The 26,718-nt window shown below is 46.7% G+C and carries 21 protein-coding genes and 5 tRNA genes; 5 read left to right on the forward strand and 21 right to left on the reverse strand.

All coding sequences use genetic code 11. The features are described from left to right. The first annotated feature begins 2 nt into the window (after nt 1–2). Nucleotides 3–659 (forward strand): outer membrane lipoprotein periplasmic chaperone LolA1, encoded by a 657-nt coding sequence (lolA1, locus tag BMZ56_RS13330; protein WP_090627505.1) that lies wholly within the window; start codon nt 3–5, stop codon nt 657–659. 6 nt (nt 660–665) lie between these two features. Here lolA1 and BMZ56_RS13335 read toward each other — a convergent pair whose 3' ends face one another. After that, nucleotides 666–1,472, reverse strand: a complete 807-nt coding sequence (locus BMZ56_RS13335) for a lytic transglycosylase domain-containing protein (RefSeq protein ID WP_090627508.1) — start codon at nt 1,470–1,472, stop codon at nt 666–668. 245 nt (nt 1,473–1,717) lie between these two features. On the opposite strand from BMZ56_RS13335, the gene BMZ56_RS13340 reads away from it, so the two are divergent. Next, the gene (locus BMZ56_RS13340; protein ID WP_090627509.1) at nt 1,718–2,863 is read left to right on the forward strand and encodes a pseudouridine synthase; all 1,146 of its coding nucleotides are present in this window, start codon (nt 1,718–1,720) and stop codon (nt 2,861–2,863) included. A 38-nt stretch (nt 2,864–2,901) separates the two neighbouring features. Further along, nucleotides 2,902–3,372, forward strand: a complete 471-nt coding sequence (locus tag BMZ56_RS13345) for a pyrophosphohydrolase domain-containing protein (protein WP_090627511.1) — start codon at nt 2,902–2,904, stop codon at nt 3,370–3,372. On the opposite strand, the gene mnmL is transcribed toward BMZ56_RS13345, so the two are convergent. The 15 genes from mnmL to BMZ56_RS13420 all read right to left on the reverse strand — a co-directional run bounded on the left by mnmL (nt 3,359) and on the right by BMZ56_RS13420 (nt 17,592). Then, nucleotides 3,359–4,309, reverse strand: a complete 951-nt coding sequence (gene mnmL / locus BMZ56_RS13350) for a tRNA modification radical SAM protein MnmL/YtqA (protein ID WP_090627514.1) — start codon at nt 4,307–4,309, stop codon at nt 3,359–3,361. The two genes, BMZ56_RS13345 and mnmL, sit on opposite strands and share 14 nt — an antisense overlap. A gap of 110 nt (nt 4,310–4,419) precedes the next feature. Continuing rightward, nucleotides 4,420–8,700: a DNA-directed RNA polymerase subunit beta' gene (gene rpoC, locus BMZ56_RS13355; protein WP_090627516.1), complete on the reverse strand. Its 4,281-nt coding sequence runs from the start codon at nt 8,698–8,700 to the stop codon at nt 4,420–4,422. Between the two features lie 34 nt (nt 8,701–8,734). Further along, nucleotides 8,735–12,544, reverse strand: a complete 3,810-nt coding sequence (gene rpoB, locus BMZ56_RS13360; protein ID WP_090627519.1) for a DNA-directed RNA polymerase subunit beta — start codon at nt 12,542–12,544, stop codon at nt 8,735–8,737. Nucleotides 12,545–12,722: 178 nt separating this feature from the next. Beyond that, nucleotides 12,723–13,103 carry a 50S ribosomal protein L7/L12 gene (gene rplL, locus BMZ56_RS13365; RefSeq protein WP_090627521.1) on the reverse strand — a complete coding sequence of 127 codons (381 nt, stop codon included), beginning with the start codon at nt 13,101–13,103 and terminating at the stop codon, nt 12,723–12,725. Nucleotides 13,104–13,177: 74 nt separating this feature from the next. Then, nucleotides 13,178–13,696, reverse strand: coding sequence for a 50S ribosomal protein L10 (gene rplJ / locus BMZ56_RS13370; protein WP_090627523.1), 519 nt, complete (start codon nt 13,694–13,696; stop codon nt 13,178–13,180). Between the two features lie 2 nt (nt 13,697–13,698). Continuing rightward, nucleotides 13,699–14,397 carry a 50S ribosomal protein L1 gene (rplA, locus tag BMZ56_RS13375; protein ID WP_090627525.1) on the reverse strand — a complete coding sequence of 233 codons (699 nt, stop codon included), beginning with the start codon at nt 14,395–14,397 and terminating at the stop codon, nt 13,699–13,701. 22 nt (nt 14,398–14,419) lie between these two features. Then, the gene (gene rplK, locus BMZ56_RS13380) at nt 14,420–14,863 is read right to left on the reverse strand and encodes a 50S ribosomal protein L11 (protein WP_090627528.1); all 444 of its coding nucleotides are present in this window, start codon (nt 14,861–14,863) and stop codon (nt 14,420–14,422) included. Nucleotides 14,864–15,016: 153 nt separating this feature from the next. Then, on the reverse strand, nt 15,017–15,562 hold the full coding sequence (nusG, locus tag BMZ56_RS13385; RefSeq protein ID WP_090627530.1) for a transcription termination/antitermination protein NusG: 546 nt from the start codon (nt 15,560–15,562) through the stop codon (nt 15,017–15,019). 17 nt (nt 15,563–15,579) lie between these two features. Then, nucleotides 15,580–15,774 carry a preprotein translocase subunit SecE gene (secE, locus tag BMZ56_RS13390; RefSeq protein WP_090627533.1) on the reverse strand — a complete coding sequence of 65 codons (195 nt, stop codon included), beginning with the start codon at nt 15,772–15,774 and terminating at the stop codon, nt 15,580–15,582. A gap of 19 nt (nt 15,775–15,793) precedes the next feature. Beyond that, nucleotides 15,794–15,864 (reverse strand) — tRNA-Trp (locus BMZ56_RS13395). A gap of 89 nt (nt 15,865–15,953) precedes the next feature. Beyond that, complete coding sequence (gene tuf, locus BMZ56_RS13400) at nt 15,954–17,141, reverse strand: elongation factor Tu (RefSeq protein WP_090627535.1); 1,188 nt, start codon at nt 17,139–17,141, stop codon at nt 15,954–15,956. 64 nt (nt 17,142–17,205) lie between these two features. Further along, nucleotides 17,206–17,277 (reverse strand) — tRNA-Thr (locus BMZ56_RS13405). Between the two features lie 74 nt (nt 17,278–17,351). Then, nucleotides 17,352–17,424: transfer RNA gene (locus tag BMZ56_RS13410), tRNA-Gly, on the reverse strand. Nucleotides 17,425–17,429: 5 nt separating this feature from the next. Continuing rightward, nucleotides 17,430–17,510: transfer RNA gene (locus BMZ56_RS13415), tRNA-Tyr, on the reverse strand. A gap of 9 nt (nt 17,511–17,519) precedes the next feature. After that, nucleotides 17,520–17,592, reverse strand: a tRNA-Thr gene (locus BMZ56_RS13420). A gap of 239 nt (nt 17,593–17,831) precedes the next feature. On the opposite strand from BMZ56_RS13420, the gene BMZ56_RS13425 reads away from it, so the two are divergent. Then, nucleotides 17,832–18,986, forward strand: coding sequence for a BamA/TamA family outer membrane protein (locus BMZ56_RS13425; RefSeq protein WP_090627537.1), 1,155 nt, complete (start codon nt 17,832–17,834; stop codon nt 18,984–18,986). Here the strand turns inward: BMZ56_RS13425 and BMZ56_RS13430 are convergent, their stop codons facing one another. Together BMZ56_RS13430 and BMZ56_RS13435 are read right to left on the reverse strand one after the other, a co-directional pair. Then, a complete protein-coding gene (locus BMZ56_RS13430; RefSeq protein ID WP_143072922.1) occupies nt 18,987–20,498 on the reverse strand; it encodes a hypothetical protein in 1,512 nt (503 codons plus the stop codon). It lies immediately after the preceding gene. A gap of 728 nt (nt 20,499–21,226) precedes the next feature. Continuing rightward, on the reverse strand, nt 21,227–23,929 hold the full coding sequence (locus BMZ56_RS13435) for a zinc-dependent metalloprotease (RefSeq protein ID WP_245893227.1): 2,703 nt from the start codon (nt 23,927–23,929) through the stop codon (nt 21,227–21,229). 267 nt (nt 23,930–24,196) lie between these two features. On the opposite strand from BMZ56_RS13435, the gene BMZ56_RS13440 reads away from it, so the two are divergent. Further along, nucleotides 24,197–24,619, forward strand: coding sequence for a secondary thiamine-phosphate synthase enzyme YjbQ (locus tag BMZ56_RS13440; protein WP_090627906.1), 423 nt, complete (start codon nt 24,197–24,199; stop codon nt 24,617–24,619). 51 nt (nt 24,620–24,670) lie between these two features. Here the strand turns inward: BMZ56_RS13440 and BMZ56_RS13445 are convergent, their stop codons facing one another. The 3 genes from BMZ56_RS13445 to BMZ56_RS13455 all read right to left on the reverse strand — a co-directional run bounded on the left by BMZ56_RS13445 (nt 24,671) and on the right by BMZ56_RS13455 (nt 26,688). Next, the gene (locus BMZ56_RS13445; RefSeq protein WP_090627544.1) at nt 24,671–25,360 is read right to left on the reverse strand and encodes a YiaD family glycine zipper/OmpA-like lipoprotein; all 690 of its coding nucleotides are present in this window, start codon (nt 25,358–25,360) and stop codon (nt 24,671–24,673) included. A 103-nt stretch (nt 25,361–25,463) separates the two neighbouring features. Next, nucleotides 25,464–26,213, reverse strand: a complete 750-nt coding sequence (locus BMZ56_RS13450; RefSeq protein WP_090627546.1) for a peptidase associated/transthyretin-like domain-containing protein — start codon at nt 26,211–26,213, stop codon at nt 25,464–25,466. Nucleotides 26,214–26,289: 76 nt separating this feature from the next. Further along, nucleotides 26,290–26,688 (reverse strand): hypothetical protein, encoded by a 399-nt coding sequence (locus tag BMZ56_RS13455; protein WP_090627550.1) that lies wholly within the window; start codon nt 26,686–26,688, stop codon nt 26,290–26,292. Nucleotides 26,689–26,718: the final 30 nt, after the last annotated feature.

The raw sequence follows: 26,718 nt of genomic DNA on the forward strand, positions 1-26,718 counted from the left end.
AGATGAAACTAGCAACCATTAGCTGTTCGGTACTTCTGTCCTTTTCTGTATTTGCCATTCATGCCTATGCACAGACAGATGCTGCCGCTAGGTCCTTACTCAATAAAGTAACGCAAACCTACGAAGGATATAAATCCATTCGAACCGATTTCACCCTCACCGTTCAGCAACCCCAGCAAACGAACTACACGGAATCAGGTACCCTTACCATGGTAGCCGAAACAGGCAAATACCGCATCACAACCAACAGTCAAGACATCGTTAGCGACGGGAAAACGCAATGGATGGTTCTTAAAGACGAACAGGAAGTGCAGGTAACCGAAGCCGACAATTCGTCGGGGGCCATTTCGCCTGCAACGATCTTTTCCTTTTATACCAACGGATACAAGTATGTCTCCGCTCCAAACGAGCAGGCCGGCGGCATCCCGTTGGGGGTGGTCGAACTATCACCTGAAGACCCGCAAACTCCATATTTTAAAATTAAGTTACGCATCAACAAGTCTACAAACCTGATATACGATGTAACAATATTTGACAAAAGCGGAGTTAAATACACCTATACGCTCAAAAATACCAAGGCCAGTCCTTCAATCCCCGCCGATACCTTTGTATTTAAGCAAACCGATTATCCAGGAATGGAAATAGTGGATCTCAGATAGCTTCCCCTACAATTTGTGGGACGCATGGGAATCGCTGTCGGTTGCATCAGCCAGTAATGTATTCGTGCGATATCCGTGCCGGTTTGGATGTTCGATGATTTCCTTTACTGAAATCAGTTTGTATACGTAACTGCCGGTTTCACGATTTAACTTTAGCCGAAAATAGTTATCCTCATTTTGCCGATTGATGGCGCGCAATAAATTACCCTCACCGATATTAAACGCCGCCGCCACCAGTGTCCAGCTATTAAACTCGCGGTACAGCGCCTTGAGATACTTAGCCGCCGCCAAAGTCGATTTCTCAACATCCTGACGTTCGTCTGTTACGTTATCGACCCGCAGCCCAAACGCCTTCGCCGTATTTGGCATAAACTGCCAATATCCGGAAGCTCCACGATGGGACGTGGTGCCGCTGGTGAAACCACTTTCCACCAATGGAATGTACTTAAAATCCTCAGGAATTCCATGTTGGCGTAAGATCGTTGCCACCCGCGGCAATGTCTTTAACGCTTTATGGTGCAGAAGATGCGACTGCCGCGTCGCAAATGAATATTCTTTGAGGTGTTTCAGCATCTTCTTCTCGATTAGCCTGTCGCCCAATGGCAACGTTTCGTCTGCAAAATTCAGCGATGCAAAATAAGGGGTGTTGCGGATATTGGAGATATCTTCTTGCAACAATTCTCCTTGAGATAGAGAGTCGTGCAGCAGCGCGTCGGGTGTTTCTGTATTGGCTACGAGATTGTATGAATACAATTTTGAAAGCAACACCAACGATAAAACCGCGCTACAACAGAGCAGTTGTTTCTTTATCATTTATTACCTTTTCTGTAACACATCGCAAGAAATTAAATAAGGCCATGTATTACTTAATCCAAAAAGCTGGGGACAAAAGTAAAAATTATGATATTAATATACAAATAGTTACGCAAATCCCCCCTGTTTTTTAACATTTATTAACGTGAGCAAATCTGCTATTTCTATGTAAAAAACATCGGCTATTGTCCTTAAGACCATATTTTTGACTACCTTTGCAGTTCACATTTTTTACGGTAAAAATCATGCCATTTAGTAACAAACGGAACAGTCGTGACGACAAGTCCAAACGCCCCGGCCCCGGCAAATCAACCTCAAGCTTTTCGAAACACAGCGACCACAAATACCGGAGCCCGAATGCATCAAAAAACGATGGCAGGGAAACGACAAAAAAATCAATCGATTACCGGGACAAGCGATCTGACGGGGAACAGAAGCCATTCGGTTCTACCGGCGAAAGAACGTATAGAAAGGAGAGAACGTATGGAAAAAACACAGAGAAGCGCTCGTACGATAACGACAAACGTCCATACAACAGTGACAAACGTCCATACGACAACGATAAACGTCCCTATGACAGCGGAAAACGCACCTATGGCAATCGCCCCTACGATTCTTCAAAAAAGCGCCGTGAACGAAGCGATGTTTCATTTAAACGCGAACCAGAGAGTGATGGCCTGATACGGCTGAATAGATACATTGCCAATGCAGGTGTCTGTTCCAGACGTAAAGCCGATGAACTGATTGAGGCTGGAGTCATTACCGTAAACGGAGAAGTTGTAACTGAATTGGGTGTGAAGGTCGATCCTTCCAAAGACGAAGTGCGTTATAACGGTGAACGCCTCAAGCGCGAAAAGATGGTATATGTTCTACTCAATAAACCAAAAGACTACATTACCACCACCGATGATCCCCAGGAACGGCGCACGGTTATGCATTTGGTGGCTAAAGCATCAAAAGAACGGATTTACCCAGTAGGTAGATTAGATCGTAATACGACGGGACTGTTATTGCTAACCAACGATGGCAACCTGGCGGAAAAGCTTTCGCATCCACGAAACAGCGTTGTCAAGATCTATAACGTGGAATTGGACAAGAATCTCACACAAGGAGATCTCAATAAAATCTCGTTCGGGTTGGAATTGGAGGATGGCCTCATTAAACCTGATGCCATAAGCTACGTACAGGGCGGCAGCAAACGGGAAATAGGTATCCAGATTCATAGTGGAAAAAACCGGATCGTTAGACGTATCTTTGAGCACCTTGGATATGACGTTATTAAACTGGATCGGGTGGTTTATGCCAATCTCACGAAAAAAGATCTCCCCCGAGGCCGTTGGCGATACCTGGAAGAAAAAGAAATCATCCAACTCAAACACTTCATCAAGTAGCTTTTTTACTTTTTATTTTTTACTTTTTACTTTGAAAAATGACTGACCCGAAAACGCTAACTTCTGTTGCTGAATTCCACAAAACATTCAAACATCCCATACTTGAGAAGCCAACGATCCCCAATGAAAACCGTTGTCGGCTGCGGGTTTCGCTGATTGCTGAAGAACTAAAAGAACTGGAAGAAGCCATTGCAAACAACGACCTCGTTGAGGTAGCCGATGCGCTTTGCGACATTCAGTATGTATTGTCCGGTGCCGTATTGGAATTTGGCTTGGCTGATAAATTCAGTGCGCTATTTGATGAGGTACAGCGATCAAACATGAGCAAAGCTTGCAAATCGCTGGCAGAAGCAGAAGAAACAGTCCGGTATTATTCAGAAGAGCGAAACACCCCTTGCTTTTACGAAAAGCAGGATGGCTTGTATTTGGTTTACCGCACGGAAGACCGTAAAACTCTCAAATCCATCAAGTATTCTCCCGCCGATTTACGGGCAATTATCGAGCGATGAATTTAGCCCCTTGGTAGGCACCTTGCCGCTCTAATGCTTTATCGATATAGGTCTGGATCGCGGATTTTCCTTTACCCCAATTGGGTGCAATGAGTAATTCCTGATCGGCGAGTCCAAACAGCCGTTGAATGACGATATCAGGCCGCAATAAGGGAATAAACTCACAAAGAAAATCGGTATATTCCTCCAAGCTGAACACGTGAAACGGGTTTCGCTTGTATTGGACACCCATGATGGATCCCTCAACAATATGTAGGTGATGCAATTTCACAAACTTAATTTGTGGAAAACGGTTAATTTCGTCGGCATACCGTAGCATCATTTCCCGGGTCTCCCAGGGAAACCCGAAGATGGTGTGCACACAGATATCCAACGGACTGCTTTGTACCAATCCGAGTGCCGTTTCCAATTCCTCGTGTGAGCACCCACGGTTTATCCGATTCAATGTATCGTTGTAAATGGATTCCATCCCCATTTCCAGGTCCACATCATACCGATCGGTATAGCTTTCCAACAGCGCTACCTTCTCAAAATCGATGCAATCGGGCCGTGTGCCGACTGACAGTCCCACCACGTGTTCCGGAGCAACACTTAACGCCTCATCGTACATCGCCTTCAGGTAATGTGCAGGGGCATACGTATTCGTATTGGGCTGGAAATAAATAACAAATTTCTCCGCGCCATAACCATTTATCGCTCGTTGGATACCTTCTACCACCTGCTCACGTATCGTGGGCAGCTTACGTGCAGAATCGGGTGTAAACGAATCCACGTTGCAATAGGCACATCCACCATATCCCTTGCTCCCGTCCCGATTCGGACAGGTGAAATTACCGTCTACGATGATTTTGAACACCCGTTTACCATTGTATTTGGCACGTAAGTATGCACCATAATGGTTGTAAGGCTTTTGTCCGATGTCAAGCAAGGTACCCATAGCGATGGCAAAGATACGATAAAAACAAAAAACCGTCAGGCAAGTACCTGACGGTTTCTATAAATTTTCCGGCGACTACCGGCCACTCGCCACCGGTCACCGGCAACTAGTTAATCTTCCTCCTTAGAAGCCAGCAGTTGATCGTACTCTTCCTGCGAACCCACGATGATGCGTTCGTAGTCTCGTAAGCCCGTTCCAGATGGAATCAAATGCCCTACGATCACGTTTTCTTTCAAGCCCAACAAGTTGTCGCGCTTTCCAGCAATAGCCGCTTCATTGAGTACTTTAGTGGTTTCCTGGAACGATGCCGCCGAAATGAACGACTTCGTACCCAAGGAAGCACGGGTAATCCCTTGCAATAACGGACTGGAAGTAGCGGGAATCGCATCACGAACTTCCACCAACTTCAGATCACGGCGCTTCAAGCTGGAATTAACATCTCGCAATTTGCGCAATGATACAATCTGCCCGGGCTTCAACTCATTGGAATCTCCGGCTTCTACTACCACCTTCTTGTCATAAATGGCGTCGTTTTCTTCCATGAAATCCCATTTGTTGACGGCCTCTTTTTCGAGAAAACGAGTATCACCTGGATCTTCAATTTCCACTTTCTGCATCATTTGGTGCACAATGGTTTCGAAGTGCTTGTCGTTGATCTTCACACCCTGCAAGCGATAAACCTCCTGAATACCGTTTACGAGGTACTCCTGCACAGCCGATGGACCTTTAATGGCTAGAATATCTGCCGGAGAAATAGACCCGTCGGACAGCGGCATACCTGCTTTCACGAAATCGTTATCCTGCACCAAGATGTGTTTGGACAGCGGTACCAAGTACTTCTTGATTTGTCCATCACGTGATTCAATGGAGATCTCCCGGTTACCGCGCTTCACGCCTCCCAAACTCACCACACCATCAATCTCGGTTACAACAGCTGGATTTGACGGGTTACGAGCCTCAAACAACTCTGTAACACGCGGCAAACCACCCGTGATATCTCGCGTCTTACCAGTAGAACGCGGGATCTTCGCCAAGATAACCCCTTCTTTCACCGAGATACCATCATTGACAGAAACGTGTGCCCCCACCGGAATGTTGTACGTGCGGATGACCGCCCCTTTGCTATCCAGTATCTTAATAGCCGGGTTTTTGGTCTTATCGCGGGTATCAATAATCACTTTCTCGCGGTGTCCGGTTTGTTCATCGGATTCCTCACGGAATGTAATCCCTTCAATAATGGCTTCAAACTCAACCTTACCGCCGAATTCTGAAATAATCACAGCGTTGTATGGGTCCCATGAACAAATACGTTGCCCCTTGGTTACCGTGTCACCGGCATTGACATAGAGGAAAGAACCATAGGGAATGTTGTTGGTCATCAACACTTTCCGGGATTCCGGATCAATAATCCGTACCTCACCGGAACGGCCGATCACTACCTGATCGGGTCCTTCTTCTCCTTCGTGTGGTACGGACCGGATGTTTTCCAGTTCGATAATACCATCAAATTTGGCCAATATCTGTGATTCCGCAGCAATGTTTGAGGCGGTACCACCCACGTGGAATGTACGAAGTGTAAGCTGTGTACCTGGTTCACCGATAGACTGCGCGGCAATTACACCCACGGCTTCTCCCTTTTGTACCCGTTTGCCAGTAGCCAAGTTACGGCCATAACAAAGCGCACAGACACCACGTTTGCTTTCGCAGGTCAATACCGAACGAATTTCAAGGCCTTCAACCGCTGAAGCTTCGATTTTTCCGGCTACTTCTTCATCGATGTCCTGATCGGCAGCTACCAGCAAATCACCGGTCACCGGATCGTACACATCGTGCAGGGATACGCGCCCGAGAATCCGATCGTATAAAGGCTCAATAATGTCCTCGTTATCTTTCAGCGCCGTTGTATATACTCCTCTTAAACCACCACAGTCTTGGTCGACCACAATCATATCCTGGGCTACGTCGTGCAAACGACGTGTCAGGTAGCCCGCATCGGCCGTTTTCAATGCCGTATCCGCAAGACCTTTACGTGCACCGTGCGTAGAAATGAAGTATTCCAGTACCGACAATCCTTCCTTAAAGTTGGAGAGAATCGGGTTTTCAATGATTTCCCCACCGGAAGAACCTGATTTCTGCGGTTTAGCCATCAGCCCCCGCATGCCGCAAAGCTGACGGATTTGCTCCTTGGAGCCCCGGGCACCGGAATCTAGCATCATGTATACGGAATTGAACCCTTGGTTGTCCGTTGAAAGGATTTCCATCACATTCGCCGTCAACCGGTTGTTGATGCGTGTCCAGATATCGATGATTTGATTATATCGTTCGTTGTTGGTGATGAAGCCCATGTTATAGTTATTCATCACGTCTTCCACTTCTCTCGTAGCTTGTCCGATCAAATCAGCCTTTGCATCAGGGATGTTCAGGTCTTGCAAGTTGAACGACAAACCGCCTTTGAATGCCATCTGGAAACCTAACTCCTTAATGTCATCAAGGAACTTGGCCGCACGTGCCATACCGGTGATTTTTACTACTTCACCGATGATATCCCGCAGGGACTTTTTGGTCAACAGTTCATTTACGTATCCGATTTCTTCGGGAACTACTTGATTGAACAATACCCGTCCGACAGTAGACTCGATGACGCGTTCTTCGATCTCACCTTCCTTATTTCTAACCTTGGTTTTTACCTTGATAAAAGAGTGAAGATCAATCCGCTTTTCATTGTGTGCAATGATCACCTCTTCGGCAGAATAAAACGTCATACCTTCCCCTTTCATCACGCGCTTATCATCACTCTTACGGCCTTTGGTCATATAATACAGACCCAACACCATGTCCTGCGAGGGAACGGTGATTGGCGTACCGTTCGCTGGGTTGAGAATGTTGTGCGAAGCCAACATAAGGATTTGCGCTTCCAGAATCGCTGCATTGCCCAAAGGCAGGTGCACAGCCATCTGGTCACCGTCAAAGTCGGCGTTGAACGCCGTACATACCAACGGATGCAATTGGATCGCCTTACCTTCGACCAACGTGGGCTGAAAAGCCTGGATACCCAAGCGGTGCAGCGTAGGTGCTCGGTTAAGCAGCACAGGGTGTCCTTTCAATACATTTTCAAGGATATCCCATACCACCGGATCCTTACGGTCTACGATCTTTTTCGCAGATTTAACCGTTTTCACAATGCCCCGCTCGATCATCTTACGGATGATAAACGGTTTATACAGCTCGGCGGCCATGTCCTTCGGCAGACCACATTCGTGCAATTTCAGGTTTGGACCTACTACGATAACCGAACGGGCCGAGTAATCCACCCGCTTACCCAATAGGTTCTGGCGAAAACGGCCCTGTTTTCCTTTCAGGATATCAGAAAGGGACTTCAACGCCCGGTTACCTTCTGTTTTCACCGCATTCACCTTGCGGGAATTGTCAAACAACGAGTCTACCGCTTCCTGTAACATCCGCTTCTCGTTACGGAGAATCACCTCTGGCGCTTTGATTTCCATCAAACGTTTTAACCGGTTGTTCCGGATGATCACCCGACGGTACAAATCGTTCAAGTCAGAAGTCGCAAAACGGCCACCTTCCAACGGCACCAACGGACGGAGTTCCGGTGGAATGATCGGCACGATCTTAACGATCATCCATTCCGGACGGTTCTCAATACGATCCCGTGAACCACGGAATGCTTCCACCACCTGCAGGCGTTTCAACGCTTCGTTCTTGCGTTGTTGCGAAGTTTCGTTAGCTGCCTGGTGGCGCAGGTCGTACGAAAGCTGGTCGAGATCGAGTCGCTTCAACAGCTCTTCTAACGCTTCCGCGCCCATTTTAGCAATGAACTTCTGTGGATCCGTGTCATCAAGGAACTGATTTTCTTTGGGCAGCGTGTCCAAGATATCAAGATACTCTTCTTCGGTAAGGAAGTCCATGTAGTTAATACCGTCTTCTTCCTTTACACCTGCCTGGATAACCACATAGCGCTCGTAATAAATGATCATATCGAGCTTCTTGGTAGGCAATCCCAACAGGTAGCCAATTTTGTTCGGCAACGAGCGGAAGTACCAGATATGCGCTACCGGAACCACCAAGCTGATGTGTCCCATGCGCTCACGGCGTACTTTCTTCTCGGTTACTTCCACGCCGCAACGATCACAGACAATCCCTTTATAACGGATACGTTTATACTTACCGCAGTGGCATTCGTAGTCCTTTACCGGACCGAAAATACGTTCGCAGAACAAACCATCACGTTCGGGCTTATACGTCCGGTAATTGATCGTTTCCGGTTTGACCACCTCACCACTGGAGCGTTCCAGAATGGTCTCCGGAGAAGCCAAGCTAATGGTAATCGAGGTGAAGTTGCTTTTTATTTTATTATCTTTTTTGTAAGACATACTTTCGTTTCTAAAGTTAACGCGATATGCTCAATTAATCCAACGTGATATCCAGTCCCAAGCCACGCAGCTCGTGTACGAGTACGTTAAAGGATTCGGGTACCGATGGAGTTGGTAAGTTATTGCCTTTGACAATAGACTCATACGTTTTGGCTCTACCTACCACATCGTCAGACTTAACCGTCAGGATTTCCTGCAGAATGTTCGACGCACCAAATGCTTCCAGTGCCCACACCTCCATCTCACCGAAACGCTGTCCACCAAACTGCGCCTTACCGCCGAGGGGTTGCTGCGTGATGAGCGAGTACGGTCCGATGGAACGCGCGTGCATCTTGTCGTCCACCATGTGACCGAGTTTCAGCATGTAAATCACACCTACTGTGGTCGGTTGGTCAAAACGTTCCCCGGTCAGTCCGTTATAGAGGTATGTCCGACCCGATTCCGGCAGTTCTGCTTTGGTTACCCATCCTTCGACTTCTTCTGTGGAAGCTCCGTCAAAAATCGGCGTTGCAAATTTGATCCCGAGTTTTTGCCCGGCCCAACCCAATACCGTTTCATAAATCTGGCCCAGGTTCATCCGCGATGGTACACCCAATGGGTTTAACACGATGTCTACCGGCGTGCCGTCTTCCAGGAAAGGCATATCTTCGTCACGTACAATCCGTGCAACAATCCCTTTGTTACCGTGACGGCCGGCCATCTTATCACCCACTTTCAGCTTGCGCTTCTTAGCGATAAATACTTTGGCCATCTGGACAATACCTGAAGGCAGCTCATCACCCACGCTGATCGCGAATTTATCCCGCTTATAAGCACCCAGTTCTTCGTTTAACTTGATGTTGTAGAAGTGTAGGGCCTGCTTGATCAATTCGTTCTTATCATCGTCAGTGGTCCATCCTGCCGGATTGATGTTGTTATACTCAAGATCAGACAAGATTTTCTGCGTAAACTTCGCTCCCTTCGGAACCAACAGCTCTTTATACACATTATAGACTCCTTGGGAAGTCTTACCGTTTACGATAGCAAACAGTTTATCCACCAATTTATCCTTTAAGGTCTTCAAAGCTTTCGCATGTTGGGTATCCAATTGGTCGAGTGCCTTTTTCTCCTCTTCCTTCGCCATCTTCTTCGCCCGTGAAAACAGTTTGGTATCAATGACCACGCCGTTGATGGATGGTGGAGTTTTCAGTGATGCATCTTTTACGTCGCCGGCCTTGTCACCAAAAATGGCACGAAGGAGTTTTTCTTCCGGCGATGGATCCGATTCACCCTTCGGTGTAATCTTACCAATCAGGATATCGCCTTCACGCACTTCGGCACCGATCCGGATGATACCGTTTTCATCCAGGTCTTTGGTCGCTTCCTCCGATACGTTCGGAATATCTGCCGTCAGCTCCTCTTCGCCACGTTTGGTATCGCGAACCTCCAATTCAAACTCCTCGATATGCAGTGAAGTAAAGATATCCTGACTTACTACACGTTCAGAAATCACAATAGCATCCTCGAAGTTGAATCCCTGCCAAGGCATGAACGCAACTTTCAAATTGCGGCCCAGGGCCAATTCACCATCTTGAGTCGCATAGCCTTCGCAAAGAACCTGACCCTTTTCAACCTTTTGCCCTTTCTTAACGATGGGCTTCAAGTTAATGCACGTACTTTGATTCGTCTTCTTGAATTTAATGAGTTTGTAGGTCTTTATATCATCATCAAACGACACAAGCCTTTCGTCCTCATTCCGTTCGTAACGGATTTTAATTTCATTTGCGTCTACGTATTCCACCACGCCATCCGCCTCAGCGTTAATCAGCGTACGCGAGTCACGGGCTACACGTCCTTCCAATCCGGTCCCAACAACGGGTGCTTCTGGACGCAACAACGGCACAGCCTGGCGTTGCATGTTGGATCCCATCAGCGCACGGTTGGCATCATCGTGTTCCAGGAACGGAATCAACGAGGCCGCAATGGACGTAATCTGGTTGGGCGCAATGTCCATCAAATCCAGCTTTTCCGGTTCAATTACCGGGAAATCACCCTCGTAGCGCGCCTTTACCCTCGGTGTGATGAAATTACCCTTATCGTCATACTCCGCATTGGCCTGTGCAATGGTCTTGCCATCCTCGTCTTCTGCGGAAAGATAAATAACCGGTTCTTCAACCACAACCCGTCCTTCTTCAACCCGCCGATAGGGCGTTTCGATAAATCCAAGATTGTTTATCTTCGCGTGAACGCAAAGCGAGGAAATCAACCCGATGTTGGGTCCTTCCGGCGTTTCAATCGTACATAACCTACCGTAGTGCGTATAGTGTACGTCACGCACCTCAAAACCCGCGCGTTCGCGAGACAGACCACCAGGCCCGAGCGCAGACAACCTACGCTTGTGCGTGATTTCAGCCAACGGATTGGTTTGGTCCATGAATTGCGACAATTGGTTGGTACCAAAGAATGAATTGATAACGGACGACAACGTCCGTGCATTGATCAAATCCGTCGGTGTAAACACCTCATTATCGCGAATGTTCATCCGCTCACGGATGGTACGTGCCATCCGCGAAAGTCCAACGCCAAACTGCGAATACAGCTGCTCGCCCACGGTGCGCACACGGCGATTGGACAAGTGGTCAATATCATCAACCTCCGCTTTCGAGTTGATCAGGTTGATCAAATATTTCACAATCGCGATGATATCCTCGCGGGTAAGCACCTTTGTTTCATCCGGTGTATCCAGTTGAAGTTTACGGTTAATGCGATACCGTCCGACATCACCGAGGTCATACCGTTTATCCGAAAAGAACAGACGCTCGATGATCCCCCGTGCGGTTTCCTCGTCAGGTGGTTCTGCGTTACGCAATTGCCGATAGATGTGCTCTACGGCCTCTTTTTCCGAGTTGGATGTATCCTTCTGCAACGTATTGTAGATAATGGAATAATCCGCCGCATTGGCCGTATCTTCCTTCGTCAGGATGATCGACTTCACCCCTGCGTCGATAATGAGGTCGATGTGCTCATCTTCCAGGATGGTTTCCCGCTCCAACACCACCTCGTTACGGTCAATAGAGACCACTTCACCGGTATCTTCGTCCACAAAGTCTTCAATCCACTTTTTCAATACCCGCGCGGCCAGTTTACGGCCTACATATTTTTTAAGCCCGGATTTGCTCACCTTCACTTCGTCGGCCAATTCGAACAACTCCAAAATGTCCTTATCGGAATCATAACCGATCGCACGTAAAAGTGTAGTTACCGGGAACTTCTTTTTACGGTCTATATACGCATACATGACGTTGTTTACGTCTGTAGCGAATTCGATCCATGACCCTTTGAACGGGATAACCCGCGCCGAATAGAGCTTCGTGCCATTGGTGTGCCGGCTTTGGCCAAAAAACACGCCCGGAGAACGATGTAATTGCGAAACAATTACACGCTCAGCGCCGTTGATGACAAAAGTCCCTTTCGGGGTCATGTAGGGAATCGTTCCCAAATATACGTCCTGCACGATGGTTTCGAAATCTTCATGTTCCTCATCGTTGCATGACAGGCGGAGTTTTGCCTTGAGCGGTACACTGTAAGTCAGTCCGCGCTCGATACACTCCTGAATACCATAGCGTGGCGGATCAATAAAATAATCCAAAAACTCAAGTACGAAAATGTTCCTTGAATCGGAAATGGGAAAGTTTTCGGAGAAAACCTTAAACAGCCCTTCTTGGTGGCGGTTGTCTGAAGTTGTTTCAAGCTGAAAAAACTCCCTGAAAGATTCCAGTTGCACATCCAGAAAATCGGGATAATCAATCACCTTTTTACTGCTTGCAAAATTTACTCTTTCTTTTTGAATACTTTTGTTTGCCAAGGGAATAAGAATTTAGTTTAACTATTTAAACTGTTTTGTTGCTGCTTTTTTTACCAATGTCTGGTCTCCAGATACAGCGCTGGACCTATCGATTAGGAGGAAAAGTCATAAATAGGAATAGACTCTGACGAAATTCACGTCAGAGTCTAACCCATTCAGGTGCGTTGTATGATCCGAATTAGTTGATCTCAACAACAGCTCCTGCTTCTTCAAGTTGCTTCTTCAAAGCTTCAGCTTCGTCCTTAGCAACACCGGTTTTCAGTTCTTTCGGTGCACCATCAACCAAGTCTTTCGCTTCTTTCAGGCCAAGGCCTGTCAAATCTTTCACCAATTTAACAACAGCCAATTTCTGGCCGCCAGCTTCCTTCAGGATTACGTCGAAAGAAGTTTTTTCTTCAGCAGCAGCAGGTGCATCGCCACCTGCAGCAGGACCAGCAACAGCAACTGCAGCAGCAGCCGGCTCGATGCCATACTCATCCTTCAAGATTTGAGCTAACTCGTTAACTTCTTTTACTGTCAAGTTTACCAACTGCTCAGCAAACGCTTTTAAATCTGCCATTTTATTTTAAATTTTTGAATTTACTTTTTTACTATTTTGTTAACTATCCGTCGGGTATTTTGACTGAGGAACCCTTAACCTCTTTCCTGTAACGTTTTGACCAATCCAGCCAATGTGTTGCCTCCCGACTGGAGAGCCGAAACCACATTTTTGGCCGGAGACTGCAGCAAGCCGATGATGTCACCGATCAACTCATTCTTCGATTTGAGTTTGCTCAGCGCATCCACTTGGTTGTCTCCAATGAAAACCGCTGCATCGATGTAAGCTCCTTTCAATACAGGCTTATCGCCACTCTTCCGGAGCTCTTTAATCAATTTAGCAGGTGCATTACCGGTTTCGGAAAAAAGCATCGTAGAAGAACCCTTCAATACGCTCAACAATTCTTCTGAATCCACACCCGCTTCTACAAGCGCCTTCTTGATCAAGGTGTTTTTTACCACCTGAATGGCTATACCACTGTCGAAACACTTACGACGGATGCCATTGATTTTAGCCACGGTCAAATCAGCAGTATCGGTAATGTAAAAATTACCGTACGATTTAATCTGTTCAGCCAAAGCTTTAACAATTTCTTGCTTTTCTTCTCTTTTCATGATTAAATTCCTGCTACTGATTTAGTTTCAATCTGAATACCGGGGCTCATGGTAGAAGAGAGGTAAATACTTTTGAAATACGTTCCCTTTGCCGCTGACGGCTTCAACTTAGAAATTGTTTGCAATACTTCTAAGGCATTTTCATAAATCTTATCCGATGAAAAAGATGCTTTGCCTATGGAGGTATGAATAATTCCAGTCTTGTCTACCTTGAAATCAATTTTACCCGCCTTGACTTCTGTAACCGCTTTACCTACATCGGTTGTTACCGTGCCGGTTTTCGGATTAGGCATCAAGTTACGCGGGCCGAGGATACGGCCCAACTTACCTACCTTAGCCATTACACTGGGCATGGTAATAATGATGTCAATATCGGTCCATCCGCCTTCTATCTTACTGATATAGTCGTCCAATCCCACATAGTCTGCTCCGGCCGCCTTCGCTTCTTCCTCTTTATCGGGAGTACAAAGCACCAGCACGCGGACGGTTTTACCCGTACCATGTGGCAAAGTTGCGATACCCCGTACCATTTGATTGGCTTTACGGGGATCTACGCCAAGGCGTACATCGATATCCACCGACGCATCAAATTTGGCAATAGTGATATCTTTTACCAAGGCGGAAGCCTCCTGCAAAGAATATGCTTTACCAATTTCAATCTTGGATAGTGCCGCTTTCTGATTTTTCGTTAATCTTGCCACTTTCTTAAACTGATTTCGTTAATTAATTGTTCCAGGGCGCATTACCATTTACAGTAATCCCCATACTACGCGCCGTCCCAGCTACCATCCGCATCGCCGAATCCAGTGTAAACGCATTCAAATCAGCCATTTTATCTTTCGCAATGGTTTCCACCTGTTCCCAGGTAACCGAACCTACCTTTTTACGGTTAGGCTCACCAGAGCCTCCTTTCACACCCGTTGCCTCAATTAATTGAATGGCCACCGGAGGAGTTTTAATGATAAAATCGAATGATTTGTCGCTGTACACCGTGATAACAACGGGCAATACCTTGCCGGGCTTGTCTTGGGTGCGTGCATTGAACTGCTTGCAAAATTCCATGATATTCACCCCCTTGGCACCCAAAGCGGGACCCACCGGGGGCGACGGATTTGCAGCGCCGCCCTTCACTTGTAATTTTACTAACGCACTGACTTCTTTTGCCATTTCTCGATGTAAATTTAATTAATAAATGTTTGTTAGTAAGTTGGAAGCATTTAACGTAACATTTAGATTTTGAAGCGCTTATCGCTTAATTGCACAAGCACCCCAAAATGGAGTGCAAAGGTACAAAAAATTTTATAAATAAAGCAACGATGCTTATTCTTTTTCTACTTGTATATAATTCAGTTCCAAAGGCGTCTTGCGGCCAAATACCTTAACCATCACCTTCAGCTTCTTTTTCTCTTCGTTTACCTCTTCGATTTCTCCGGTAAATCCATTGAATGGACCGTCGTTTACCTTGACGAGTTCACCTACATAAAAAGGCACATTCATCAATTCGCCCTGTTCGGACATTTCATCGACCTTGCCCAGGATCCGGTTGATTTCGGCAGGCCGCAAGGGAATGGGGGTGCCGTCTTTATCCCCTAAAAAACCAACAACACTGTTAATGTTCTTAATTACGTGTTCCAACTCACCATCCAACGCCGCTTCCAGCAATACATACCCCGGATAGAAATTGCGCTCCTTAGCCACCTTCTTTCCGTCTCGCATCTGGTAATACTTTTCCATCGGAATCAGCACCTGTGGCACCAGATGATTGATCCCCATGCGGTTTATTTCTGCCTCTATATATTGTTTTACCTTCTTTTCCTTACCACTTACGGCCCGTACAACATACCATTTCAGTGCTTGATCTGCCATTTCTTCTTTCCCAGCAATTAAGACCTAATATTATAAAACAACTCCAGCACAGTACTCGATGCCTTATCCATAGCAAAAATCACTAACGCAATGATAATTGACGCCACCAATACCACCACGGCCGAACTTTGCAGTTGAGACCACGTCGGCCAAGTGACCTTCTGACTCATTTCTGTATAAGAGTCTTTTATAAATTCAAGTACGTTTGCCATTTTTTACCATTCGTTTTTGCACGGGCACCAGGATTCGAACCCAGATCAAAGGTTTTGGAGACCTCTATTCTACCATTGAACTATGCCCGTGTGTGTCTTCATTCATTAGACACGATTAGCTAATCAGTCACGTACTGATTAGCTAATCAGTTGGAATATTCAATCCCGAGGGGACTGTTTTACTTGATAATCTCAGTTACCTGTCCGGCACCTACGGTCCGACCACCTTCACGGATCGCGAAACGAAGACCTTTTTCCATTGCGATCGCGTTGATCAATTTTACAGTGATCGTTACGTTATCGCCAGGCATTACCATTTCCACACCATCAGGAAGCGCGATCTCGCCTGTTACGTCTGTGGTACGGAAATAAAATTGCGGACGGTATTTGTTGAAGAACGGTGTATGACGGCCACCCTCAGCTTTTGACAATACGTAAACTTCCGCTTTGAATTCGGTGTGCGGAGTTACAGAACCTGGTTTACAGATTACCATACCCCGACGGATATCGGTTTTTTCAATACCGCGCAACAGCAGACCTACGTTATCACCCGCTTCACCGTAGTCGAGGATTTTGCGGAACATTTCCACACCTGTTACCGTTGATTTCAGGTTTTCAGCACCCATACCTAGAATCTCAACCGGGTCACCGGTATTGATTACACCACGCTCGATACGTCCGGTGGCAACCGTACCACGACCAGTGATCGAAAATACGTCTTCAATCGGCATCAGGAACGGAAGGTCTGTCAACCGCGGAGGAATCGGAATGTAGTTATCTACGGCGTCCATCAATTCCATGATTTTTTCAACCCACTGCGGCTCACCATTCAGGCCACCCAATGCAGAACCACGGATTACAGGAATATCATCACCCGGATATTCATAGAATGACAACAATTCGCGGATTTCCATTTCAACCAAATCCAACAACTCAGGATCGTCTACCAAATCCACCTTGTTCATGAATACCACCAAAGCAGGTACACCTACCTGACGAGCCAACAGGATGTGCTCGCGGGTTTGGGGCATCGGACCGTCGGTAGCAGCGACGACGATGATAGCGCCGTCCATTTGCGCAGCACCGGTAACCATGTTTTTTACGTAGTCAGCGTGTCCGGGGCAGTCAACGTGCGCATAGTGACGATTGGCTGTTTGATATTCTACGTGCGATGTATTGATGGTGATACCACGTTCTTTTTCTTCGGGGGCAGAGTCGATGGAATCGAAAGAGCGGGCTTCAGAAAGTCCTTTGTCTGCCAGCACTTTTGTAATAGCGGCGGTAGTAGTTGTTTTACCGTGGTCAACGTGACCGATCGTACCAATGTTTAAGTGCGGCTTACTGCGGTCAAATTTCTCTTTTGCCATGTTTTATGCGAATTAGTAATTTAAAATTTTATTGTATGATGTTAACTATTATGTTACTCTTACGAGCCAATGATGGGACTTGAACCCATGACCTCTTCCTTACCAAGGAAGTGCTCTACCGCTGAGCTACATCGGCTTTGTGTTTACAATCAAAATTCCCTGCCAATTCACTTTTTAGTGGCTTGACAGAGACATGATCAACACCTTATGAGCGGAAGACGGGTCTCGAACCCGCAACCTATAGCTTGGAAGGCTATCGCTCTACCAATTGAGCTACTTCCGCTGAAGTGGGGGGAGAAGGATTCGAACCTTCGAAGCCGAAGCAACGGATTTACAGTCCGTCCCATTTGACCGCTCTGGAATCCCCCCAGATTTTAGAGCCCCCTGCCGGGATCGAACCAGCGACCTACTGATTACAAGTCAGTTGCTCTACCAGCTGAGCTAAGGAGGCATAAATATTTCAAAAAACACGCGTTCCCCACATTCCGGCTCACCAGCTACCCGCAGTTACCTGCCGGTTTCCAACCGCTGACAAACAAACTAAGGAGGCAAAAACCTTCAAAAAACGCCCTTTTCCTTTAGGGACTGCAAAGATATACAAACTTGTATTAATACAAAAATAATTTACAAAAATATAGATAGGCCCACGGGTTATCGGTTAATCCGTATCTTCGCCGCAGAAATTGTGCTATGGAAATGGTTCGACGTTACCTACTTTGCCTACTTATCGGGATTACTACGCTTCCTGCTCTCTCACAGGAAAAAAAGAGTCTTTGGGATCATAAACTTATTAAGCGATTTGTTTCACCCGAAAAGGATAGCACGCGATCGGCCGGATTTATCGTTGTCCCGGCATTGGGATACGCACAGGAAACCGGATTGGAATTTGGCTTAGCCGGCGTTTACAATTTTTATCTCGACAAGACAGACACCACCATCCGAACATCCAACATCACCTTTATCGGAACCTTTACCACCGAGCGGCAGACCAATCTCAAGCTGGAATCGGATATATGGACCACAGGTAACCAATACCACTACACCAGCGAACTCCGCTTCCGGAATTTTCCATTCAATTTCTATGGGATTGGCAACCAAACGAATGAGCGGGATGAGGACGTTTTGCTCATGCAACTGATCCGCCTTCGTTTTGAAGGTGAACGCAGACTGGCTCCCAATTATTATGCAGGAATTAACTTGGCTTACGAGCGTTTCGCTTTTTCCGACCGTGAAAACGGCGGGATATTCCAACAGGCACCTCCTTATGGGCAAATGGGTGGTGGGCATTTCCTGTTGGGCATTTCCCAACTGTATGACACGCGCGATATCAACACCTACACCACCCGAGGGTATTACGCCCGTGCCAAATATGCTTATTCACCCGGATTTGGTGACGGCAGCCGCTTTAAGGGGAGCATCCTAGACGTAGACTTACGCGCGTTTCTCCCCTTATCCGATCAATTGACGCTGGGATTCAACGGTCACTATAAAACATCAATAGGCTCACGCATTCCCTTCTATATATACCGTGAGCTGGGTGGCGATATGATGATGCGTGGCTATTACACAGGCAGATATCGCGACCGCAGTCTGATAGCCGCCCAAAGTGAACTCCGTTATCGCTTTCACCCGCGGGTAGGCGTCGCCGGCTTTATCGGAACAGGGTCCACCTACCATGATGGTTGGCGAAATGCGCGGCTTATTCCTTCTTATGGCGGTGGTATCCGCTACTTTTTTGATCTGGAACATAACAGCAGTGTCCGCCTTGATTATGGAATCGGAGAGCAACGCCCCGGCGAAAAGCGCCAGGGCGGTTTCTACCTGTCATTGAGCGAGGCTTTTTAATCAAAACTTCTGTTCGATCGTATCATCCCAGTCGGGGTTGATATCGATGGCAAAACGGTCTAAATCCCCCAATAGTTTTCCACTAAATAGCAGTTGTACGTTATTACGGATACTTTCGGCCACTGTTACGCTACGCAACACCTCCTCGTCCGCTCCATAGGCCGTAAGCTCATAATTAACGTCGTAGGTATGCCCCTCGTCAATCAATCCAAAAAACTGGTGGAAAGCTATTTGGAAATCCTCCGTCGTCTCAAAATCACTGAAGGCGATCGATTGGGCATCGGACATGGGTAAACCGGATGGGATTCCGAAAGGTGTATATAGGTAGTTTTCATGGCTTCTGGTCACTGTGATTTTCGTTATCTTTTGTAAATCGCCCATCAGATCCGCAAAATTAAATTTGATCAAACTGAAACACCGTGTCAGCACAGCCGATTCTGCTACGTCGGTATCCCCTACTTCTAAATCCGATCTCAACAATGCATACGTAACCGCCCGATGATCATCAAACTCCTGTCCGAAGTAAAACTCACTTGCATGGGTAAGATCTTCCGGCAGAAGTAAGCTTCGATCGGATTGATAAGCCAGAAACAAGACGTCATAGGTACCTTCGGTTAAATTCATTGTCAATAAATCGCCTTCCTCCAGCTCGTCCATTGCAAATTTTTGTTGGGCTACAACCGTTCCATCGTCAGATGAGAATACGTAATAGTGCAATGTACTCGGCATCGACGGATCGGTCTCCGTTACCACTTCGCCATTGTATACACCGGAAAGGCGGATGTTATCCAGTTTAACAACACCCGCACTCTCGTTGTAATCATTGTCATCGTCACGGTTACCGGCTAGAAAATCAAATTTTAATTTTAGTACGTCAACGCCGATAAATTGTGGAAAAACGCTAATATCAAAAGTATATTCATTTCGGGCTTGAGCCCCCATCTTCTCGAATTGATTATTTTCAGCCAATACTTCATAGCTATCGCCGCCGTCAATCGAATAGGATAATAAGAAGTCTTTGGGTCCCGTATTAGAGCTACTGATATCAAAGCTGAAATCCGCAAAAGAACTGATTCCAACCACGGGCAGATTCATTTCAACTGTTTTTACACCTTTCATACTCAACGCGTCGCCGGCCTCATATACGTCGGAAGCAAACCCTGTCCCAAACTTCAAATCCGCGTCCGCCTCAACCCCTACACCTTTCTCATCCACCGCAATGTCCGGCTCTAACGTTTCGTCATTAAAAGACCAATAATAGAGGTACTGCGATTCGGGGCTTGGTGCAAGGTTATGCAACGCCTGCATCCCCATATCCGAGAGAGCCATACCTCTCTTTATATACCGACCGGACAAAGACGCAACTTCGGATTCGAAGCCCGATAACTTAAAAGTAATTTGACGCACATCGTCTTTCTCCGACGGCGGTATCGGAACATCCCGGTGACAGCCGACCAATAAAAACAATTCTGCAAAGCAAATTTGGTAAAAGGTTTTTTGTAAAGACATCATAATTATGTTGAGTTAGTGAATCCATACAAGAAATCCTATCTTCCTGGATAGACCTAACTCCCCTAATTACCTAAGTTGTATTGCCAGTTTAAGAAGCCGGAATTTAAGTCCAGTGTTTAGAATCCACCCGAAAATAGTTGATTTTAAACGGAATGACGCCACCAAAAACGAACTGCTAGGGAATCTTTACAATGCCAGCAACATGGATTAACAATTAAAACAATTGATCAATTCAAAATTAGCCTGTTGAACAAGAAATTAATAAGAGCGCCTATTGGCGTAACTCTTCAAATACTTGTATATATCAAACAGAATTAACAGATTTGCATAATCAACGCAGCATCATAAACAACCCCGTACCGTGATAACTTAGGTCAAGACAAGATCTATACCAAGGGGGCACCTTCTTAATACCTACTTCGTAATGAGTCCAAGGTGAGTCCAAGGTGAGTCCAGGATGAGTCCGGCTTTTTCTAGGAAAAACCGGACTCATCTTAGACTCACCACATATCCAATACGGGTTCAGGGATAAGGAGGTATGAAGCAGGTGCCGGGCAGGTATTTGCTTTGTCCGACGGATGGTGGAACGATGCCAAATAAAAGAAGGCAGTGGGATTGGTTTGTTGTAAAATTACGGATCTGGGAGGATGTATACAAGAATTCGTGCACCTTTCTTGGCTAACCTATTTTCAACCAAAAGACGCACGAATTCTCAAGAAAACACCTGCTTAGGATGCTTTATCTACCGATAGCGCTTTATCAATTAAGAATACCAGGTTCTTCCGGTGTGCATCGGTTTGAAGGTCGGCTCCTGAAGCAGCGCCAGCCAATTTCGATTTTATTGCCCTGAGCGTCAGCAGTGCCGCCGCCTTGCTCGCATGATCATAACCGGTTTTAGCCTCCAAAATACCGCTCAGCGCCGACACATAGTCCGTTTGGAGGTTCTGGCGGATCAGATCGACCGAACCACCCAAATCTGCATCAAAAATATTCATCGTCAGATCCTGCATCACCTCCGCTACCGAATATTCGTTGCCATACAGGCTGCTGTTGCTGATACGCGAAAGTGTTGTCGGATGCAGGATGTGCGAAAGTGTACTCACCTGCAACGACCGGAATGTATTCTGTGGTTTGTAATCCTCTGTACTGCTAAAGAAATTGAATCCGCGGCGTTGCGGTTGAAGGTAAGGGAACAACGAATAGTCTTCGGCAAAGGCATCCGGTGCGTAAATATATTTGCCGAGTAATGCCATCGCTTTCTTTTGCACTTCCAACGGCACAGGTGTATAGGGTTTTGCATCGGTACGCTGCCCTACGAAACTACGATCTACATAAACCCCACCGATGTAGCGGCTGATGGCAGCAGCCATGCTAGACCGCTGGCTGTTGAGCTGGCCGTAACGTTGTAACAACTCCTGGTAGCTTTGATTTGGCCTACTGAACCGTTCCTTCAGTTTTGGCATCATGTCGTTCACCAGCAGAAACCGTTCTTCGCCATACGCCATCATGTCGTTGGAATGATCGTTGACATTTACACGTGGGTCGATCGCTTTGCCGGGACTACGCATATCATCGGCATCATTACCGAAAGCCAATCGGGGGTCGGTGCTGCGACTCAGAATTTTATCCAAACCTTTTTCTTCTTCCTCAGGAGAAAAAGGTGTGTAACCATATTCGATCGCCCAGATATCATAGGGCCCTGCCTTTGTCGTATAATAATCTCCTTGTTTGCTGCGATCGCGGCTTACATTGATCGCAGGATAATCCATTACTGAACCTTGCAGCCCGATCTTCCGTGTTAGTTTTGTATCGTGCAGCTGTTCGGGACTTAACATCTGGCTGGCTCTCATGTTGTGGTTTAAGCCCAACGTGTGACCCATCTCATGCATAATCAGGTAGTACAGGAACTGCTTGTGCATCTCTTTCACCGTCGCAACCTGTTTGGCCTCCCCGGTTTCCGCATCCAATGTCTCCACGACAGCCATCCCCGTTTGGTACTGCATGCTTAATTCGTTGGCTAGGTTACACATCGCCATCCGGTTCACCTGAGAATGGTGCACATATTCCGCTTGAGGAACTATTGCTTGTTCCGGATGTTCCCAAGGCAAGGCCCCCAAAGCTGCGACACCCCCATTGAACAGGTCATCGTAGACCGGTGTACCTGCGCCCGACTTCCATTCCACCGTAATATCTGCTCCCAGAATCTGTCCGGTCAGCGGATTAAAGAAACTGGGGCCGATCGCACCATAACTCGGTTTGCTGGATGATTTCCAACGAATTACATTGTATGCAATGTCTGCGGGATCCCAGTCTGCATCGTCCGGCATTTCTTTCATGACAACCGCATTTTTAAAACCGGCTGCTTCGAATGCTTCATTCCATTTTTCGCCGGCCTCCTTGATAATCGGCCGGTATTCCAGCGGCGTTGTATTTTCAATCCAGAATACGATCGGCTCGACGGGTTCACTGATTTTAGCATTCGGATTTTTCTTCTCCAGGTGCCAACGGCTGATGAAATCCCGATATGGTGTGGGAGATACCGACGTCAAATCATCCACTTCGGCACCGAAATACCCTACACGTGGATCATCCCGCCTGGGTCGGTAATTATTCTGAGGCACTTCCAGAAAAGAGTGCTGCATCCGGATCGTTACATATCGTGCATCCGTGATGTCCTTTCCTCCACCGTTCATAGGTGTCGGGTTGTCGTAAGCAAGCCGTACAACGATGTCAGTATTTTTTGGAAACGACCGCACCGTGTCATAACTTGATTTTGCGACATTCAGATTGCCCAGATTGAAAACAGCAGTAGGAGGTATCCCCGGTGGGATAATCGGCTTCACCCGATCCAATTTATCGCTGATGAACAATCCATCGATCGGGATCAGATAGCCCGCACTGTCTGAAGCCGCTATCTTCTCCGAATAAAAAACCGCATCGGCGACGTCCGCATTGGCCGCCTTGCTCACCGGATTGTCGGGATTGTAATAAAATGACGTGTTTTTTCGTAAAAACTCAATCCGATCGTTGTTCTTGCGGACACTGAACAGCCAGGTATCCCGGATCATATTCTGGTTGAGATACAAAGCGGTGGGTCCTCCCATTGAGAAACTTTGATAAATAAATTTTTTGCCCAACTGCTCCTTCTCCAGGTAAAGTTGCAAACTTGCTGTCGCTGTGTCACGGTATAGGGTAAAAAGTCCATCTACCTTTTTGCTCGCCTTTACTTTATCCTCGATCGACGGCTTTTCGGGCTTCTTTTTCAAGGAATCCGCCGCGGCTTTCTTAGTACTGTCAGGCGGTGCCACTTTAGCGGTGTCCGGTTGCTTTTTTGACGATGTATCCTGTAGCGCATACATCCTTAGACTACCTGAAACAGGGGCAGCGAAAAATAGACAGCCCACAACGGTTAATAGCCATACATACTTCATAAGATTTAGTTAAAATGTGATACCATTCATGTGCGAATAAGGAGTGCTAACCTTGTGCATTTCGGATAAGACACCCCAACGCTAGTTTTATTGCATACGAACATCGGAAATTATAGCTGCATCATTCGTAACTTTTACGTTACACCACAATTCAATCGATGAAGCATTGCCAGACGTGGACCGAAATCAAGTAGGTTATTGGTAATGGTCTGGCCGAAATTGGTAGATTTGAAAAAAACAAATCCTGGATTGCTACTTATTACAATTATGGAAATTTTTCAGAAAGAAGTAACCCTACGCGAACGATCCCGCGGTTTTCACCTGATCACATCAGAAATCCAACACAATTTATTGCCGATTTCACATTGGAAAGCTGGCGTATGCCATGTTTTCATCCAGCACACGTCAGCGTCATTGACGATCAATGAAAATGCCGATCCGACAGTTCGAATAGACTTTGAGATGTATTTCAACAAATCAGTACCTGAAAACGACCCCGATTACCGCCATGATTACGAAGGAGCGGATGACATGCCCGCTCATATCAAATCTTCTTTAATGGGAGCGTCTGTGAGTATTCCGATCCAGAAAGGGGTACTTGCTTTGGGAACCTGGCAGGGGATATACCTCTGCGAACACCGCAACCAGGGCGGCAGAAGACGACTTTTGATTACAGCTTGGGGGAATTAAAAAATGCGGTTTAGTCAATAAACCGCATTTAGATTAATAAGTCGCCTTCACTCACACACCGGCTTCTTCCTCGGCCTCTTTTTTCATCTTATCATTGGCCACGATAACGATTTCTACGCGGCGGTTTTCTGCCCGACCAGCTTCGGTACTATTGTCTGCAATGGGCTCGTGAAAACTTTTACCTTCGGTTTTGACACGTCGGCCAGCAAGGCCCTGCGAAACCGCATAACTTTTAACCGATTTTGCCCTGCGTTCCGAAAGGCCTTGATTATACGTATCCGTTCCCTTATTGTCGGTATGACCGATCACCAAAATATCTGTATTCGGATTATCATTTAGATTCTCAACCAGCTTGGCAATGTTGGTTTTTGCATCGGGCTTCAGATCGGTTTTGTCGAAGTCAAACAAGATGCCCGAGTCAAATTTCACAATGATTCCCTCGTCTGCCTTAATCACTTCAGCGCCCGCTACGGTACGCTCAATCTCCGCAGCCTGCTTGTCCATTTTTTTACCGATGAGTCCACCGGCAACACCCCCCAGGGCAGCTCCCGCGAGTACACCTACGGCCGTGTTTCCTGCCTTCTTGCCGATAATTGCTCCTAAGGCACCGCCAGCTACGGCTCCTGTGGCAGCTCCTTTTTGCGTGTTGCTCATCGATTGTATAGTGCTGCAGCTTCCCAACAGCATAGCCGAAGTGGCCACCGAAAGTCCAAATAGGGCTATTTTTCTATTCGTTATCATAGTTACTTATTTTGTTTGATTCATCAAATGCAAACCCGATGCCAAACTATGAGGTGGAGCGTGGGTACCGTTGTCCACACGATTGTTGGCGGACTGACACCGCTTACTTATCGGGCTCAGCTTCTAACGTAGGAAGTTTAGGGGCAGGTGGTCGGCCATCGCGGTCAAATTGTTTAAAAGATTGGACGATATAAGCTGTTATGTCATACTCGCCCCAGTATTGTGCTTTTTCGTAAGATGGCCGATACCAAATCATAAAATTCGTAAGGTCATCACCCTCCAAGCCCGTAAGCTCGTGAATTTTTCCCCGGCTGAATTTCCGATCTACATCAGTTTCGGCCAATTCCTTTTCCATGTAATTGCTGAAACGCCTGGCATTCCGTGGTGTCCGCCCCAACAACTCATACAAAGACGTAATCGGGTTAAAAATGTAAGCCAAGGCCGGAGGTTTTCCATCAAAATAAACGCCTTGCTTACGGTATCCGCGCATCGCATCGCGAAGCTCTGCTTCTTTGCTCATCCGGTTAACATCAACCTGTTCCAGCAGAATACTCCCTGGCGTCATGTCAATAAGTATATCGCTTAACGTCTTTATCTCGGCGATAGCAGATTGGTAGCCGATGCTGTTTGCTACGAGGGTATCCCCTACCGAAGCCGTAATTTCAAATGTCCCTAAACCGCTAGATGCCGAATTCTGACCGGTATTTTTGTTGGTGATGGTGGCTCCTCCCAGCCGTTTGCTCGTGCCAGCCTCTACGACGATACCCCGAATAACTCCCGATTCCTGAGCAAAAAGCCCGATTGGGAGCACGCTAATGAAAACAAACAACAGTATGTTAGTCAGACGTACCATGTATACTTTTCATTTGACTGATTTTTATACCAAACGTTTAACCTCAGCTTTTTCTTATGCCTATCAATGCAAGCGATCAGGCTTTGTAAGGATAAAATACAAAATTGGCTCCTTCGGGAACGATTGCAAAGATGCACATAAAATCTTCGGGCTTTTTGTATTGCTTAATGAAATGCGCTTTCCGGTCTTCCTTGATGATGCCCCGCTCTACAAACTCCTCCAAAGTAGATGCATGGATAGACCAATCGGTGCCCAGCTCATTCTTATCCAGTATCAGTTCACCCATAGTCACTTCATGCTGATGGGCAATGAAGATGGGATAGGCGGACAGCCCTTCTGCCATTATTTCAACAGCAATCTCCTTGATGGATTCCGCGTAAAAATCCAGATCGGCTTTGAGGCTCTTCAGCGGACTTTCCTTTTTTGGCTGTCCGTCATCGCCCGCCTGCGCTCCGAGTAAATCCTGCAATTCCATGGGAAGAAATTAAAAATTGAAAGTTGAAAA

Source organism: Parapedobacter indicus, from assembly GCF_900113765.1.
GTDB lineage: Bacteria > Bacteroidota > Bacteroidia > Sphingobacteriales > Sphingobacteriaceae > Parapedobacter > Parapedobacter indicus.

Bases quoted from the DNA above. Each gene is read 5' to 3' on its own strand.
- BMZ56_RS13450 (WP_090627546.1), bottom strand. From the start codon at position 26,213: ATGGTACGTCTGACTAACATACTGTTGTTTGTTTTCATTAGCGTGCTC.
- BMZ56_RS13425 (WP_090627537.1), top strand. From the start codon at position 17,832: ATGGAAATGGTTCGACGTTACCTACTTTGCCTACTTATCGGGATTACT.
- secE (WP_090627533.1), bottom strand. From the start codon at position 15,774: ATGGCAAACGTACTTGAATTTATAAAAGACTCTTATACAGAAATGAGT.
- BMZ56_RS13340 (WP_090627509.1), top strand. From the start codon at position 1,718: ATGCCATTTAGTAACAAACGGAACAGTCGTGACGACAAGTCCAAACGC.
- mnmL (WP_090627514.1), bottom strand. From the start codon at position 4,309: ATGGGTACCTTGCTTGACATCGGACAAAAGCCTTACAACCATTATGGT.
- rplL (WP_090627521.1), bottom strand. From the start codon at position 13,103: ATGGCAGATTTAAAAGCGTTTGCTGAGCAGTTGGTAAACTTGACAGTA.
- BMZ56_RS13455 (WP_090627550.1), bottom strand. From the start codon at position 26,688: ATGGAATTGCAGGATTTACTCGGAGCGCAGGCGGGCGATGACGGACAG.
- lolA1 (WP_090627505.1), top strand. From the start codon at position 3: ATGAAACTAGCAACCATTAGCTGTTCGGTACTTCTGTCCTTTTCTGTA.
- rpoC (WP_090627516.1), bottom strand. From the start codon at position 8,700: ATGTCTTACAAAAAAGATAATAAAATAAAAAGCAACTTCACCTCGATT.
- BMZ56_RS13445 (WP_090627544.1), bottom strand. From the start codon at position 25,360: ATGATAACGAATAGAAAAATAGCCCTATTTGGACTTTCGGTGGCCACT.
- BMZ56_RS13335 (WP_090627508.1), bottom strand. From the start codon at position 1,472: ATGATAAAGAAACAACTGCTCTGTTGTAGCGCGGTTTTATCGTTGGTG.
- BMZ56_RS13345 (WP_090627511.1), top strand. From the start codon at position 2,902: ATGACTGACCCGAAAACGCTAACTTCTGTTGCTGAATTCCACAAAACA.
- BMZ56_RS13440 (WP_090627906.1), top strand. From the start codon at position 24,197: ATGGAAATTTTTCAGAAAGAAGTAACCCTACGCGAACGATCCCGCGGT.
- rplK (WP_090627528.1), bottom strand. From the start codon at position 14,863: ATGGCAAAAGAAGTCAGTGCGTTAGTAAAATTACAAGTGAAGGGCGGC.
- tuf (WP_090627535.1), bottom strand. From the start codon at position 17,141: ATGGCAAAAGAGAAATTTGACCGCAGTAAGCCGCACTTAAACATTGGT.
- BMZ56_RS13435 (WP_245893227.1), bottom strand. From the start codon at position 23,929: ATGAAGTATGTATGGCTATTAACCGTTGTGGGCTGTCTATTTTTCGCT.
- BMZ56_RS13430 (WP_143072922.1), bottom strand. From the start codon at position 20,498: ATGATGTCTTTACAAAAAACCTTTTACCAAATTTGCTTTGCAGAATTG.
- nusG (WP_090627530.1), bottom strand. From the start codon at position 15,562: ATGGCAGATCAAGCACTGAAATGGTATGTTGTACGGGCCGTAAGTGGT.
- rplJ (WP_090627523.1), bottom strand. From the start codon at position 13,696: ATGAAAAGAGAAGAAAAGCAAGAAATTGTTAAAGCTTTGGCTGAACAG.